Genomic DNA, 14,880 nt, shown 5'->3' on the forward strand with positions numbered 1-14,880 from the left:
AACTCCTTCCTCGCCCACCGCTACCGCCGCCTCGCCCGCCGCATCGGCAAACTCCGCGCGATCGTCGCCGTCAGCAGAACACTCCTGACCATCATCTGGCACCTCCTGACCGACCCGACCCAGAGCTACACCGACCTCGGCGCCGACTACTACGACCGCCACATCGACACCACACGCCGCACCCAGCGACACGTCCGCGACCTCCAAGCCCTCGGCTACCGCGTCACCCTCGAACCCGTCGCCTGACCAAAACCCCACACACCACCGCGCCACCCACAGCACTCACCCCTGCCCCCATCACCTTCATTTTCTGGATCAGTCGTCAGAACATCACGTGGTGCGGCGACGGCGGAGGCGACGGTCACGCCGACCGCGCCACGCGGCATACGCCACGAGGAGCACGAGCACAGCCACGGCGACACGCTCGGGCCACGGACCGAGCCGGTCCGACACCGTCGTCTCCGTGCGGATCGTGGCCGTGTCGACGATCTGCTCGGCGGTGAAGAGGCCGGTCTTCTTCGACGAGACCGACCCGTCCGGCGCGATGATCCCCGAGACCCCAACCGTCGAGACGTGCGCGACGGAGCGGCCGTGCTCGATCGCCCGAATCCGCGAGATCGCGAACTGCTGTTCCGACTCGGCCGTGTAGCCGAACGTCGCGTTGTTGGTCTGCACGACGAGCAGGCTCGCCTCCGCACCCGGCTGGCCGACGGAGTCGCGCATGAGCTGGTCGTAGGCGACCTCGAAGCAGATCGTCGGCAGGGCCCAGAACGCCCCACCCGGCGCGTCGACGCGGAAGGCCCCCAGCTCCGTGCCCGCGACGAAGTCCCTCGTCACGTAGTCGACCTTGTCGCTGAAGCGGCGGAAGAAGCTGCGGTACGGGATGTATTCGGCGAACGGGACGGGGTGGTTCTTGATGTACCGCTCGGGCGCGGCACCATCGGCACCCGGACGGTAGAGCAGCGACGCGTTGGACAGGTTCGAGCCCGGCTCCTGCAGGACGGCGCCGATGAGCAGCGGGACGCCGACCGCGCCGAGCGCGCGCTGGACCTGCGCTGCGGCGTCGGGGTTGCGCAGCGGGTCGATGTCGCTGGAGTTCTCCGGCCAGATGACGAGGCTGAGGTCGTCGGGCTTGTTCGCGCCGATGGCCTCGGTGCCGCGCACGTGGTTGTCGAGGACGGCCCGGCGCTCGGCGTTGAAGTCGAGACCCGCCCGGGGCGTGTTGCCCTGGACGAGCCCGATGGTGACCTGGCGTCCGTCCGTCGGCGGCACGAGCGTCACGCCGACGAGCGCCACGGCGACGACGGCGGCCGCGAGGTGCAGCACCCCGGCCCGGCTCCCCCGACGAAGCTGCACGACCGTGACGAGCAGCGCGGTCCCGACGAGCGCGACCGCGGCGGTGACGCCGGGAGCGCCGAGGTAGCGGGCGACATACGCCATCGGGCTGTCGGCCTGGCTGAACGCGAGCCGGGCCCACGGGAACCCGCCGAACGGGGTTGTCCCGCGCGCCAGCTCCTGCGCCACCCACGCGAGCGGGATGAGCAGGTATGCCGTCCGCGCACTGAGCGGGTATGCCGTGTGCGGCCGCGGCGAGCGGCGATCCGGTGCATTCGCCGCCCGTGAAAAACTCACCCAATTGAACGCTGGAGACGTGTCGCGAGCGTTCAATTGGGTGAGTTTTTCACCGGTGGTGTCGGCGGGCTGTCGGCTGCCGAGGCGCTGGGAGACGTACCCCACCACTGCACCCATCGCGCCGAAGTAGAGCGCCTCGAGGGTCGCCAGCGCGAACCACGGCAGCTTGCCGACGAAGATCCCCGACCAGGAGATGACCGGCACGAAGAACGCCAGCCCGGCCACGAACCCCAGCCCGAACCCGCCGCGCCCACCCGCACCCCAGGTGGCGCCACCGAGGAGCGCCACCCCGACCGGCGCGAGCCACCACAGGTTGTACTCCGGGAAGGCGAGCCACAGCGCGAGGCCGGCGACAACCGCGAGCAGCGCGCGGACGGCATACGGGAAGGATCGCGGCGGCACGCGCATACGGTAGGCCACGAACACCGCGAGGACCCTGAGAGATGCCTGAGGGCACGATGCCGGTGTCGGCGTCGTGCCCTCAGGGCGGTGCGGACCGGGGGGGGGGGGGGGGGGGGGGGGGGGGGGGGGTCAGCGCAGGTACGGGATGGAGCGGTCGAGCAGGCCGCGCTCCTTGAGCTCGGCGCGCAGCGGGATCTCGTCGTCGATCCAGCCGGACTGCTTGATGCCCCAGAAGGACGCGTGGTCCGGGCCGTAGCCGAGGAGCTGCTGGTGCAGCGGCGAGAGACCCTTGAACCACTCGGACGACTGGTCCGCGACGGCCTCGTCGAGCGGGCGGATCCAGCGGTAGGTGTAGCCGATGAACATGAGCTTGCGGATGCGGTCGCTCTTGTTCATCGACCGCGAGTGCCAGAGGCGGCGGTCGAAGATGAACGCGTCACCGGGCTCGAGCGTGACCTCGATGGCGCCCTCGGGCTCGATGATCGGGTCGCCCGGCTTCTCGGGGCGGCCGGCGAGGGTGTTGTTGAGGTGGCTTCCAGGAATGACCTTGGTGTTGCCGTAGCCGGGCTCGGACAGGTCGGTGAGCGCGTAGCAGATCTTCGTCATGAACATCGGGCGGACGTCCATGTCGATGTCGGAGTTCTGCCGGTAGCCGTCCTGGTGCCAGTTCCAGAACGGCGGCTCGTCCTTCGGCGGGTTGACGTCGATGTGGTTGTGGTGGGTGTAGATGTTCCAGCCCATCGTCCCCCAGATGTAGGGGAAGGTCGTGGGCCAGTTGAGCAGCTCGACGAAGCGCGGGTCCTTGTGCATCCAGCCCATGACGTGGATGGAGCGGTCCGGGCGCAGCTCGCCGGCGGCCTCCTCCTCGGCGTAGATCGTGTCGACCGCGTTCTCGAAGTAGGCGCGGTCGGCCTCGGGCAGCGCGCCCTTGATGACGTAGAAGCCGTCGCGGGCGTACTGCTCGCGGATCGCCGGGTCGAGCGGCTCGAAGCCGGTCAGGTCGGTGTTGGCGTCAATGACGGACATGCGGCAGAGCTCCCTGCGGTGGACTGGTCTGGTGGTCAGGTCCGGGTCGGATCGTGACCGGAATCTGATGCGTTTTTGATGCTACACCGGCGTGTCGCGGGTCTTGGGTATGCCGTCCGCGCGCGTATGCCGTTCGCGCCCCTTCCGCCTCGCATCAACTTTCCCGCCCCATGCGACAACCTTGAGCGAATGAGGGGAACGGTTCCCCGCACTCACTCAACCTTCCGCCATGGGGCGGGAAAGTTGGGAGACGGTCGACGCGTCAGCGGGGCGGGACGACGACGACGCCGCGGGCGGTGGTCGCGACGACCGGCGGGTCGAGGACGTCGGCCGCTGACTCACCGCGCTCGGGGTTGCCGCGGGCGACGACGCGCACCTCGAACTCCATCTCGCGGCTGCGCGAGCCCACCCGGACCAGGGTGGCCTCGATCTCGATGCAGTCCCCCGCGCGCACCGGGGCCCGGAACTGGACGTCGCTGTAGGAGGCGAACAGGCCCTCGTCCCCGTCGGTGATGATGCACATCTCGGTCGCGACGTCACCGAACGCGGCGAGCGAGTAGGCGCCGTCGACGAGGTTCCCGGCGTAGTGGGCGTGGCTGTAGGGGACGTAGCGCCGGTGGAGGACCCGCTGACCCACCTTGGGCGTGCCGGAGGCGGTGCCCGCCGAGGTGGGCTGGTCCGCGGACTCGACCGAGCTGTTCATACGGCTCATGCTCCCTTGCTCTGCTGTTGCGCGGACTGCGTCGTGCTGGACTGCGTCGTGGCGCGCGGCGCGACGAGCGCGTGCACGAGGTAGCTCGCGACCTCGCCGGGAGTCGTCCCGCGACCGAAGATGCGATCCACGCCGAGCGCCCCGGCGCTGCCCTCCTCGAAGCGCGGACCGCCGACGACGAGGTGCGGCACCTTGCCCGCGGGGAACGCCTCGCGGAAGGCCGCCGACATCGCCGTCGTGTTGTGGATGTGCGCATCCCGTTGTGTCACAACCTGACTCACGAGGACGGCGTCGGCCTTCTCGGCACGGGCGCGTTCGACGAGATCGGGGATGAGGACCTGCGCGCCGAGGTTCACGACCGTGATCTCGCGGTGGTACTCCAGGCCCTTCTCCCCCGCGAACCCCTTGATGTTGAGGATCGCGTCGATGCCGACGGTGTGCGCGTCGGTGCCGATGCACGCCCCGACGACGACGAGCTTGCGGCGCAGGTGCCGCTTGATCGCGGTGTTGATCTCCTTGCCGGAGAGCAGCGGGAACTCGCGCTCGACGACCTCGACGAGCCCGGGCTCGACGAGGTGCTTCACCGGGCCGTAGACGACGAAGAAGGTGAACCCCTCCCCGATCGGCTTGGAGTGCACGACGAGCGCCGGCTCGATGCCCATCTTCCCGGCGAGCTGGAGTGCGGCGCCCTCGGCGCGCTTGCCGTGCGGCATCGGGAGGGTGAAGGAGACCTGGACCATGCCGTCGCCGGTCTGGTCGCCATAGGGCCGTATGACGCTCGGCAGCTCGGTGACCGCCGCGCCCCGGGGCGACGGATCCGCCTGTGCCGCATCCCCTTTCGCGTTGCTCGTGCTCATCGCGTGGCTCCGCTCTCGAGAAGGTCGATTGCCGGGTTGACGTAGCCGTCGGCGCGCTCGGCGACGCCGTCGAGGCCCTTGCCCGCCGTCGCTGGACGCTTCATCTCCCCGAAGGTGCCATCGGCGATGGCCTCGAGCAAGGGTGCCTTGCCGGGCTCGTCGGCGATCCGCTCGAGCAGGTCGATCGCCTCGCCGAGCACCTGTCGGGCACGCGTCTGGATGAACCCGTCACGCGGCGGGTGGAAGTCCTCGGTCAGTCCCCCGGCCGCGTTCAGGACGTAACGGACGTTCTGCAGCGCGATGTCGCGGTCGGAGATCCACGGCGTCACGACGGCCTCGGTCATCATTCCGACGAGCAGGATCCCTTGGCCGGTCAGTGCGCCGACGAGGTTGAAGAACCCGTCGAGCAGGTTCCCGCGGAAGACGTCGCCGGTCATGTGCTTCGTCGGCGGCATCCACTTCAAAGGTGCGTCCGGGAAGAGAGTGCGCGCGAGCAGCGCGTGCGCGAGCTCCATACGGAACGAGTCGGGCAGGTCGGGGTTGATCTCGAACGCGTGCCCGAGGCCGAGCTGCCAGTTCTCGAGCCCGGCCTCCTTGGCGAAGTACTCGTTGAGGAGCTGGCTCACCGTCACCGTGTGCGCGGCCTCGACGGCGTCGCTCGTCGTGAGGTAGTTGTCCTCGCCGGTGTTGATGATGATGCCGGCGCGCGCGTGGATCTGGCGGCTGAATCGCTGGTCGACGAACGTGCGGATCGGGTTGATGTCGCGGAAGAGGATTCCGTACATCGAGTCGTTGAGCATCATGTCGAGCCGCTCGAGCCCGGCCAGCGTCGCGATCTCCGGCATGCACAGGCCCGAGGCGTAGTTCGTGAGCCGGATGTAGCGGCCGAGTTCCTTGCTCGTCTCGTCGAGCGCGGCCCGCATGAGCCGGAAGTTCTCCTGGGTAGCGTAGGTGCCGGCATACCCCTCGCGGGTCGCGCCCTCCGGGACGTAGTCGAGAAGTGACTGCCCGGTGCTGCGGATGACGGCGATGATGTCGGCGCCCTCGCGGGCGGCGGCCTGCGCCTGCGGGATGTCCTCGTAGATGTCGCCGGTCGCGACGATGAGGTAGATCCAAGGGCGCTGCTTCGGGTCGCCGTGGCGTGCGATGAGCCGGTCGCGCTGGGCGCGCTGCTTGTCGATCGTCCGTATGCCGGCCGCGGCGGCCTTGCGGGCCTGCTTGGCTGCCGTGGTCGCGGCCTTGCCGTCGGGGATGCGGAAGTCGACGCTGCGGCTGCTCGACTTCTGGGCGAGGGTGAGCAGGTCGGGTGCCTGACCGCGCGCGAGGGCGTCCCACACCGGCAGGGCGACGCCGTGTTCGAGGCCGACGCTCTCGCGGACCGCGTCGACGAGGTGGTTGACCCACGGGACGCGCTCGTGGTCGGCGCCGCTCAGGCCGGCGAGGCGGAGGGTGGCCCGCTCAACCGAGACCGTCGTGTGCTTGTTGGCGATGTCGACGACCGGCTTGCCGACCTTGCGCGCGAGGGTGCGGGCGCGGCGGACGTCGGCGCGGTCCAGCTCGAGGATGGGAGGGCGAGGTGAAGACACGAGGCGAATCTACCAATCGGAAGAGAGGACTTGCGGCCAGACGCCACCGAGGCCGCAAATCCTCCCTACGGGTGGCTTCAGCCGGCGTAGTCCCCGGCCTTGGTCAGCACCTCAGCCGGGATCTCGTCCACGATCTCCGAGACCGTGGTGGCCGAGGTGAACCGCATGTTGTTGACCCGGCTCGTCGTCTCTTCCGCGACGAGTGCGGCGGTGCCGGTGTCGAAGACCAACGACTGCACCACGCCCGCTCGGATCTCCTCGTCGGCGAACGACAAGGTGGTGCGGCCCCCGGCCTGCGTCGCCGTCACCTCAGGGAGCGAGCCGGCCACCTCGATGGCGGCCGCGCGGGTCGCCGCCGGCACGTAGCCCATCCGGAGCACATCGCCCAAAGCGACGAAGACGGCCTCGTTGTGGCTCGACGACCCCTGGACGCGGGCATCGAGCAGCCGGCGCAATGCCCCGGGGTCGGAGGGCAGGCTCCGGGCTCCTGCCGGGCTGTAGTCGATGGGACCACGATCCAGGGCCGGGAAGCTGAAGTACTCGACCCCTTCGCGCCGCACGTCGCGGCGCCAGATGCGCCCATCGGGGGCAGTCCAGGACTCCAGGGTGCTGCGACCGGCATCCATCGACGGGTCCGGGCTCTGCTGGTCCTGCTCCACCACCCTGTGGAGGAACTTCCCGTCCGGGATCACCGCCGGCTCGGTACGACGCGCGGACGTCGCGAGCTGAGCCACGGCGGCACTCGCAGTCGCCGACTTGCTGTCCATGACCGCTGGCGCCACGACGGCAACTGCTGCGAGGGCTGCCGCCACACCTCCCAAGGCGAGCACGCGCCGGCGAGTGGCGCGTCGCGGGAACCGCCTCGTGACGTCTGCGCGGCCGCGGTCGAACGGTTCGCGTCGTCGGTGCAGGTCATCGAGGACGGTGTCCAGCACGGAGGTCTCTCGGGCGAGTGTCCACGTCTCGGTGAGCTCGACGTCGCTGGGGCGCGACGCGGCGAGAACGTCGAATGGGTCACGGGTCTGGGTCGGGTTCGGGGTCATGAGGTCTCCTTGACGAGTCGGGGTGCGGCGACCGAACGACCTGCGCGCACGAGGTCAGGGGTGTCGCTCGTTGGCGGTGGGGCGGCATACGCCGCCTTGAGCCGGTTGCGCGCCCTGTGCAGCCGCACGGTGAAGGCGCGCACGGAACAGTCCGCGACAGCGGCCGCTTGGGCAGGGGACAGTCCGTCCCATGCCGTGAGGAGGAGTGCCTCGCGCTCGGCGCGCGTGCACTGCGCCAGAGCCGCAAGGACGGTGTCGCGCTCGAGCACCGACTCGTCAGCGGACGGGCTCGTCGCGGTCCACCCCTGCCGGACCGCTGCGAACCACACGTCGTCGGCGCGCCGACTCGTCCTGCGCTGGTTGGCGATGACGTTGCGCGCCACGACGAGCAGCCACGGCAGCGGGTCGTCCGGCACCTTCTCCGGCCGCCGCCACGCGACGAGGAACGTCTCGGAGACGACGTCGTCACACTGGCTCTCCTCGACGTGTCTGCGTGCGTACGCGTAGACCCGTGCGGCGTGCGCACGGAAGGCGGAGGCGACCCGGTCGGTCGGCTCGTCCGGCTGGACGTGATCCGGCGGTGGTGGCGTCATACCTGTGTATGTCCGCTCGTCCTCCCCGATCACGCCCACGCACCGATTCTTGCGCCGAGCGCGCGGTCACGCGGACATAAAAGTCGGTTGTGCGGCATACGGACACTCCGGTGCGATGGATGACATGGCACTCGACCTCACCCGGTTCGACCACCTCACCCAGGACGAGCTGTGGGACGCGGACGCCGCGGCCCGCTACGACTCCCCCGGCGAGGGCATGTCCTCCCCCGAGGTGCTCGGTCCGACCGTCGACCGGCTCGTCGACCTCGCGGATGGTGGGCCGGTGCTCGAGTTCGCCGTGGGGACGGGCCGTGTCGCGATCCCGCTCGCCCGTCGCGGCGTGCCAGTGGCGGGGCTCGAGGCGAGCCGGCACATGATCGACCAGCTCCACCGCACCGACGGCGGCGACCTCCTCACCCCCGTCGTGCGGGGCGACATGGCGTCGACACGGGTGCCGGGCGAGTTCTCGCTGGTCGTCCTCGTCTTCAACACCATCGCCAACCTGCTCACCCAGGACGCCCAGGTCGAGTGCTTCCGCAACGCTGCCGCGCACCTGCGGCCCGGCGGCCGGTTCGTCATCGAGCTGTGGGTGCCGGACCTGAGGGGTGTCTCGCCGTCGGTGCCGGCGCAGGTGTTCGGTGCGCGCGACGACTACGTCGGACTCGACGTCATGGACACGGCGACGCAGCGACTCATGTCGCACCACGTCCACTTCGGGCCATCCGTCGGTGGGGACGACCGGGGTGCGGCGCGGATCGGCTTCACGCCGCACCGCTACATCTGGCCGTCCGAGCTCGACCTCATGGGGCGGCTCGCGGGGTTCGAGCTCGAGTCTCGGCATGCGGACTGGACGGGCGCGCCGTTCACGTCGGAGTCGGGGTCGCACGTCTCGGTCTATCGCCTGCCCGCCTGAGTGTGTCGGTGTGGCTACAGTCGAAGGCATGCCGATCCCCCAGGTCGTGACCCGCTTCAACAAGGCTGTCGGCAACAAGGTGCTCATCCACCTCGCCGGCCTCGGGCCGTTCGTCGAGCTCGAGCACGTCGGTCGGAAGTCCGGCAAGACCTATCGCATCCCGCTCAACGCGTTCCGCCACGGCGACGTCGTGACCTTGGCGCTCACCTATGGGCCGAAGGTCGACTGGTACCGCAATGTCGTTGCGGCACAAGGCTGCCGCATCCGGATGGGTGACGAGATCCTCACCCTGGGTGCGCCCCGCACGATCTCGACAGCGGAGGGGATGCGGCGTATGCCGTTCGTCGCGCGGCCGATCTTACGCACCGCGAACGTCACCGACTTCGTCGAGCTCCCCGTCGTGTCGCGCGACTGATTGCCCGTTCTGGTCGCTGCGTGCCAGCGCTGGCCGACCACAACGGGCAATCAGTCGGCCGGGCTACGGCCACAACGGGCAATCAGTCGAGCGGCCCACTGCCAGAACGGGCAATCAGTCGGCCGACCCACCGCCCGAACGGGCAATCAGTGGGATGACAGGCGGGACTCGAAGAGGCGGCGCACCTCCGCATTGCCGCGCAGGAGGTCGAGCGCGTATGCCGCGTGGCCGGGGACGTAGCCGTTGCCGACGAGCATCGTGACGTCGGCGGCGAGCCCTTCGGCCCCGAGTGCTGCGGCGGCGAAGTTCGTCGCCATCGAGAAGAAGATGACCGTGCCACCCTCGGCGGTCGCGAGGATCGCGGGCTGCTCGGCCCCGGTGACGTCGACGCAGACGACGGTGAGATCGGCCGGACCGCCCACGGGGACAAGGGATTCCACGAGGGCGAGCGGGTGGCGGGCGTCGGCGACCACGATGTGCGTTGCGAGCCCGGTGCCTTCGAGCAGCGCCGCCTCGGCGTCGTCACGCACGACCGCGACACGACGGGTCGCGCCGGCGTCGGCGGCCGCGGCCAGCGACAGCGACCCGGACTTGCCCGCGCCCCCCAGGACCACGACCGACGGCGCGCCGTCCTCGGAACCCGCGCGGCCGGCATACGAGCGGACGGTGCGCGAGACGAGCGCGGGTGCGCCGCAGACGTCCATCACCATGAGCGCGAGCTCGGGTGCCAGGTCGTCCGGCAGCACTGCCGCGATGGAGCGGCCGAAGAGGATCGCGTGGCCGCGGGCGGGCACCCGCTCCCCCAGGCCGTCCCAGCCCTCGAGGCCGTCAGTGATGGCGAGCGGGGTGAGTGACAGGGAGACGAGCGTGGCGACGCGGTCACCGACGGACAGGCCGAGGTCGGACTGCGGGCCAACCTCCGCGACGGTGCCGATGAGCATGCCGCCGCTGCCGGTGACGGGGTTCTGCATCTTGCCGCGGGTCGCGACGATGTCGAGGACCTCGGCGCGGATCGCGGCGCCGTCGCCGGAGTGCTTGTCGTGGAGCTGGCGATAGGACGCGGCGTCGAGATTGAGGGTCTCGACGTCGATGCGCACCTCGTCCGGCCACAGCTCGGGGCGGGTGTCGAGCACCCTCGCGGCCTGCGGGAGTGACTCCCCCGCGGGCTCGAGGACGCGGTGCACACCGAAGGGCGAGGACGCAGCAGACGGCGACGACGCGCCGCGAGGTGACGTCGCAGCGGACGGCGAGGCGGGCGGCATACCCGAAGACATCACGCAAGTTCTCCTGTATCGCGACACGCAGCAACAAATATTGCGGCAATGATGTGACTCAGCCGTGTTCTGTCCGTATCCTCGCACGTATGACGACGAACATCGAGCAGCCCTACGCCTACGCGCGCCGCGAGCTCGTCGAGCCCGACTGGACGCGGTTCCCGGGCTGGCGCGACGTCACGGCGGAGGACTGGGCCAGCGCCCAGTGGCAGCGTGCGCACTGCGTCAAGAACCTCGCCCAGCTGCGCGACGTCATGGGCGACCTGCTCACCGACACGTTCTACGCCGACCTCGAGCGCGACCAGGCCGAGCGGGCGACGATGTCGATGCTCGTGCCACCGCAGATGGTCAACACGATGGTGCCGGCGACGTCGTCCCCCATGCCGGCCGCGGGCGTCGAGTTCACGCGCGCGTTCATGGCCGACCCGGTGCGGCGCTACATGCTCCCCGTCTTCAGCGACCGGCGCACCGACTGGCCGTCGCACCCGTTCGCCGCCCGCGACAGCCTCCACGAGCACGACATGTGGGCCGTCGAGGGGCTGACCCACCGCTACCCCACCAAGGTCCTCGCCGAGATGCTGCCGACGTGCCCGCAGTACTGCGGCCACTGCACGCGCATGGACCTCGTCGGCAACTCGACGCCGCAGATCGCCAAACTCAAGCTCGCCGGCAAGCCCGTCGACCGGCACGCGGCGATGCTCGACTACCTCCAGCGGACTCCCGGTGTGCGGGACGTCGTCGTGTCCGGCGGTGACGTCGCGAACATGCCGTGGAAGAACCTCGAGGGCTTCCTCGACAAGCTGCTGCGCATCGACTCGATCCGCGACATCCGGCTCGCGACGAAGGCGCTCATGGGCCTGCCGCAGCACTGGCTGCAGCCGGACGTCGTCGAGGGTGTGGCGCGGGTGTCGGCGCTGGCGCGTTCGCGCGGGGTGTCGCTGGCCATCCATACGCACGTCAACCACGCGCAGTCGGTGACGCCGCTCGTGGCCGAGGCGGCGCGCGCGATGCTCGAGGCGGGCGTGCGCGACGTACGCAATCAGGGCGTCCTCATGCGCGGCGTCAACGACTCGTCCGAGGACCTGCTCGACCTGTGCTTCGCGCTGCAGGACGACGCGATGATCACGCCGTACTACTTCTACATGTCTGACATGATCCCGTTCTCCGAGCACTGGCGGCTCTCGCTCGCAGAGGCGCAGCACCTGCAGCACTCGATCATGGGCTACCTGCCCGGGTTCGCGACGCCGCGCATCGTGTGCGACGTGCCGTTCGTCGGCAAGCGGTGGGTGCACCAGGTCGACTCGTACGACCGCGAGCGGGGAATGTCGTTCTGGCGCAAGAACTATCGGACTTCGATCGAGGGCTCGGACGAGCAGGCGCTGTCGCGCGAGTACGTCTACTACGACCCGATCTACACCCTCCCCGAGGCCGGCCAGGAGTGGTGGCGCTCGAACACCGACGTCGACGAGGTGCACGCCGCCGCGCTCGCCGGTGCCGGGGCGAGCCGCGAGGCGTCCGTCCGCGATCTCGGGTGAGCTGAGCATTGCCGCATGCCGGCGCACGCGGAGCGTGGGACCCGCGGGCCGAGGTGCGCGCACGGCATACGGTGGGCGCATGGGACGCAAGGACCGCGGTGGCTCGGTGGGCACGCCGGCAACCGTCGCGCTGACGCGCGCCGGGATCTCGTATGCCGTCCGCGCCTACGAGCACGACCCTGCGGCTGAGTCGTTCGGTCTCGAAGCGGCGGAGGCCCTCGGGGTCGAACCGGGGCGGGTGTTCAAGACGCTGCTCGTCGACACGGGATCGGGTCTGGCCGTCGGGATCGTGCCCGTCGATCGGTCGCTCGATCTCAAGGCCGTGGCGTCGGCTCTCGGTGTGAAGAAGGTGACGATGGCGGATCCTGTTGCGGCAGAACGCAGTTCGGGCTATGTCGTCGGCGGGATCTCACCGATCGGTCAGAAGCGGGCGTTGCCGACGGTGGTCGACGCGACGGCCGAGTCGCACTCGACCGTGTTGGTGTCGGGTGGCCGGCGCGGGCTCGACCTCGAGCTCTCCCCTGCGGATCTCGTGGCCGTGACGGGTGCGGTCGTGGCACCCATCGCTCGCTGACGCGTTGCTGCAGCCGGATCAGGACGCGAGGCGCAGGTGGTCCGGCAGCTCGCGCACGCAGTGCTCGGTGGCGACGTAGGTCCCGAGGAGCGTGATGTCGAGCTCGCGACACGTGTCGACCGCGACCTGGTGCACGGCGCGGTCGGTGTCGGTGAAGAGCGGTGAGCCGTCGCGGCCGAGAGTGATGACGACCGCGGGCGGGCGGGTCTCTTCGAGGAGGGTTCTCAGGACGTAGCGGACGCTCTCGGGGATGGCCGGACCCATGTCGCCGATGACGATGGGTTGCAGGGCGCGGTGGTCGGCGTCGAGGAGAACGACGGACAGGCAGCCGTTCTCGCGGTCGGCGAGTCCGACGAAGAGGTCGACGGCGTCGCCGCGCAGGACGGGGTCGTCGAGGGACAGGTCGCGGAAGTTCTGGGGCAGGTTCTCGAAGGTCATGCCGCAGAGCGTGCCCGAAATCGCGGAACTCGCCGCAGACTTATCCACACCCCCACCACTGATTGCCGATTCCGTTCACCCCGCTCCCCACTGATTGCCGAATCCGTTCGGCCCTAGCGCACGGAGCCAGCAATCAGTCGGGTTCAGGTTCGGGACCGGCGACGACCGGCGAGGGTCAGAGCGGCAGGTGCGCGGCCGGCATACGGAACAGCGCCGGGGCGGCATACGGAACGCAGACCACAGTCGGCGCGCGGACGGCATACCGACCACCCCCCGCCGTCAGGCGCGGCTCACTCCCACGGGGTGGAGAGCACGACGGTCGTGCGCGTCGAGACGTTGGCGACGGAGCGGATCGTCGCGAGCAGCTCCTCGAGCTCGAGCGGCGTCGCGACGCGGACCTTGAGGATGTAGTTCATGTCGCCGGCGACGGAGTGGCACTCCTCGATGGCGGCGATCTCGCGCAGCTTCTCCGGGACGTCGTCGGGCGCGGCCGGGTCGAACGGCGCGACGGAGATGAACGCCGTCATCGCGACACCGATCGCGGCATGGTCGACGCGAGCCGTGTAGCCGGTGATGACGCCACGCTTCTCGAGGCGGCGAACCCGCTGGTGCACGGCGGACGTGGACATGCCGAGGGCACGGCCGAGGTCGGTGTAGCTCATCCGCCCGTCGACGGTGAGCTGCTCGACGATCTTGCGGTCCAGGTCCTCCACGTCCGCCACCCTAGTCGGGGACGCGCTCTCATAGGCTGACCGCCATGACGGACCGGCTGCTGCTGCTCGACTCGGCTTCGCTCTACTTCCGCGCGTTCTATGGCGTGCCGGACCGGCGGTCCTCCCCCGACGAGCCGCCGACGAACGCCGTGCGCGGCTTCCTCGACATGATCGCGACGCTGGTGAGTGCCCAGCACGCGACCCACCTCGTGGCTTGTTGGGACAACGACTGGCGGCCGCAGTGGCGCGTCGACCTCATCCCGAGCTACAAGGCGCATCGCGTCGCCGGGGCGGCGGACGACGTGGCGCCGGCGTCGCCGGGTGATGCCCCGGACCAGGCGCACCCGGCCTCGTCCGACACGGCCGCCGAGGAAGTCCCGGACGACCTCGAACCGCAGGTGCCGATCATCGCGGATGCGTTGCGCGCGTTGGGAATTGCGCGGCTCGGGGCGGACGGGTTCGAGGCCGACGACGTGATCGGGACGCTGGTCGAGCGGTACCGGGGGCGGATGCCGATCGACGTCGTCACGAGCGACCGCGACCTGTTGCAGCTCATCTCGGATGCCGATGGTGTGCGAGTGCTCTACACCGGCAAGGGTGGGGTGCGCGAGCCGGACCTGGGGACGCAGTCCTACCTCGAGGAGAGGTATGCCGTGTCTTCCGGTGACGCGTACCTCGACATGTCCGTGCTGCGCGGGGACACGAGCGACGGGTTGCCGGGGGTCAAGGGCATTGGGGACAAGACGGCGGCACAGCTCATCGTGACGTATGGCTCACTCGACGGGCTGCGCCGCGCTGTGGCCGATGGTGACCCGGCGATCAAGGGGGCGCGGCGGACCAACCTCGAGGCGGCGGCGGATTATCTGGATGTGGCTCCTCGTGTGGTTCGGGTGGCGCGCGATGCCCCGGTCGGGGACGTTGACGCGGCGCTGCCGACTGCTGTGGCGGACGCGCGGTTGCTCAGTGCGCTCGCCTCGGACTACGGGCTGACGAACCCGATCAACCGCGTGCTCTCGGCGCTGCAGATCCCCTGACGCCCGGCTCTGTCAGTGGTCACTGACAGAGTGGGTCCATGGGGATGGGTATGCCGCGAGCGGCCTTCTGCGGGAGGCGTTTTCGTCGTGCGGTCGGTATGCCGTTGCGTGGTCCGGTGACGTTGTTCGTGTC

Annotated in this window: 15 protein-coding genes and 1 pseudogene; 6 read left to right on the forward strand and 10 right to left on the reverse strand. The window is 69.8% G+C overall.

Features of this window, described 5'->3' with window-relative positions; genetic code table 11:
- Positions 1 to 246, forward strand: a pseudogene (locus BCF74_RS17385) (IS110 family transposase); the annotation flags it as partial.
- An 84-nt stretch (positions 247 to 330) separates the two neighbouring features.
- On the opposite strand, the gene lnt reads toward BCF74_RS17385, so the two are convergent.
- The 7 genes from lnt to BCF74_RS12955 form a co-directional block, all read right to left on the reverse strand.
- Complete coding sequence (lnt, locus tag BCF74_RS12925; RefSeq protein WP_106298432.1) at positions 331 to 2,040, reverse strand: apolipoprotein N-acyltransferase; 1,710 nt, start codon at positions 2,038 to 2,040, stop codon at positions 331 to 333.
- 123 nt (positions 2,041 to 2,163) lie between these two features.
- Entirely contained in the window at positions 2,164 to 3,060 is an 897-nt protein-coding gene (locus BCF74_RS12930) for a phytanoyl-CoA dioxygenase family protein (RefSeq protein WP_106298377.1), read from the reverse strand.
- A 262-nt stretch (positions 3,061 to 3,322) separates the two neighbouring features.
- Positions 3,323 to 3,772: a 3-aminobutyryl-CoA ammonia lyase gene (gene kal, locus BCF74_RS12935; protein ID WP_245889346.1), complete on the reverse strand. Its 450-nt coding sequence runs from the start codon at positions 3,770 to 3,772 to the stop codon at positions 3,323 to 3,325.
- Positions 3,769 to 4,629, reverse strand: a complete 861-nt coding sequence (gene kamE, locus BCF74_RS12940) for a lysine 5,6-aminomutase subunit beta (RefSeq protein WP_245889347.1) — start codon at positions 4,627 to 4,629, stop codon at positions 3,769 to 3,771. Before kamE ends, kal begins: the two co-directional genes overlap by 4 nt.
- Positions 4,626 to 6,215, reverse strand: coding sequence for a lysine 5,6-aminomutase subunit alpha (kamD, locus tag BCF74_RS12945; protein WP_177426663.1), 1,590 nt, complete (start codon positions 6,213 to 6,215; stop codon positions 4,626 to 4,628). The genes kamE and kamD overlap by 4 nt, the downstream gene beginning before the upstream one ends.
- A gap of 77 nt (positions 6,216 to 6,292) precedes the next feature.
- Positions 6,293 to 7,258, reverse strand: a complete 966-nt coding sequence (locus BCF74_RS12950) for a hypothetical protein (RefSeq protein WP_106298379.1) — start codon at positions 7,256 to 7,258, stop codon at positions 6,293 to 6,295.
- Positions 7,255 to 7,890 (reverse strand): RNA polymerase sigma factor, encoded by a 636-nt coding sequence (locus BCF74_RS12955; protein WP_146132966.1) that lies wholly within the window; start codon positions 7,888 to 7,890, stop codon positions 7,255 to 7,257. Before BCF74_RS12955 ends, BCF74_RS12950 begins: the two co-directional genes overlap by 4 nt.
- A 76-nt stretch (positions 7,891 to 7,966) precedes the next feature.
- Here BCF74_RS12955 and BCF74_RS12960 point away from each other — a divergent pair, with 76 nt between their 5' ends.
- Positions 7,967 to 8,764 carry a class I SAM-dependent DNA methyltransferase gene (locus BCF74_RS12960; protein ID WP_245889348.1) on the forward strand — a complete coding sequence of 266 codons (798 nt, stop codon included), beginning with the start codon at positions 7,967 to 7,969 and terminating at the stop codon, positions 8,762 to 8,764.
- A 28-nt stretch (positions 8,765 to 8,792) separates the two neighbouring features.
- The gene (locus tag BCF74_RS12965) at positions 8,793 to 9,179 is read left to right on the forward strand and encodes a nitroreductase family deazaflavin-dependent oxidoreductase (protein ID WP_106298382.1); all 387 of its coding nucleotides are present in this window, start codon (positions 8,793 to 8,795) and stop codon (positions 9,177 to 9,179) included.
- 146 nt (positions 9,180 to 9,325) lie between these two features.
- Here BCF74_RS12965 and kdd read toward each other — a convergent pair whose 3' ends face one another.
- Positions 9,326 to 10,453, reverse strand: coding sequence for an L-erythro-3,5-diaminohexanoate dehydrogenase (kdd, locus tag BCF74_RS12970; protein ID WP_245889353.1), 1,128 nt, complete (start codon positions 10,451 to 10,453; stop codon positions 9,326 to 9,328).
- 89 nt (positions 10,454 to 10,542) lie between these two features.
- Here kdd and BCF74_RS12975 point away from each other — a divergent pair, with 89 nt between their 5' ends.
- Together BCF74_RS12975 and ybaK are read left to right on the forward strand one after the other, a co-directional pair.
- Positions 10,543 to 11,988 (forward strand): KamA family radical SAM protein, encoded by a 1,446-nt coding sequence (locus BCF74_RS12975; RefSeq protein WP_106298383.1) that lies wholly within the window; start codon positions 10,543 to 10,545, stop codon positions 11,986 to 11,988.
- 79 nt (positions 11,989 to 12,067) lie between these two features.
- Entirely contained in the window at positions 12,068 to 12,562 is a 495-nt protein-coding gene (ybaK, locus tag BCF74_RS12980; RefSeq protein WP_106298384.1) for a Cys-tRNA(Pro) deacylase, read from the forward strand.
- A gap of 18 nt (positions 12,563 to 12,580) precedes the next feature.
- Here the strand turns inward: ybaK and BCF74_RS12985 are convergent, their stop codons facing one another.
- Complete coding sequence (locus tag BCF74_RS12985; protein ID WP_106298385.1) at positions 12,581 to 13,000, reverse strand: hypothetical protein; 420 nt, start codon at positions 12,998 to 13,000, stop codon at positions 12,581 to 12,583.
- 290 nt (positions 13,001 to 13,290) lie between these two features.
- On the reverse strand, positions 13,291 to 13,713 hold the full coding sequence (locus BCF74_RS12990; protein ID WP_106298386.1) for an Lrp/AsnC family transcriptional regulator: 423 nt from the start codon (positions 13,711 to 13,713) through the stop codon (positions 13,291 to 13,293).
- Positions 13,714 to 13,757: 44 nt separating this feature from the next.
- Between BCF74_RS12990 and BCF74_RS12995 the strand changes: the two genes are divergently transcribed.
- Positions 13,758 to 14,747, forward strand: coding sequence for a 5'-3' exonuclease (locus tag BCF74_RS12995; RefSeq protein WP_106298387.1), 990 nt, complete (start codon positions 13,758 to 13,760; stop codon positions 14,745 to 14,747).
- Positions 14,748 to 14,880 lie beyond the last annotated feature (133 nt).

It is taken from the genome of Knoellia remsis (genome assembly GCF_003002895.1).
In the GTDB taxonomy this organism is placed as follows: domain Bacteria; phylum Actinomycetota; class Actinomycetes; order Actinomycetales; family Dermatophilaceae; genus Knoellia; species Knoellia remsis.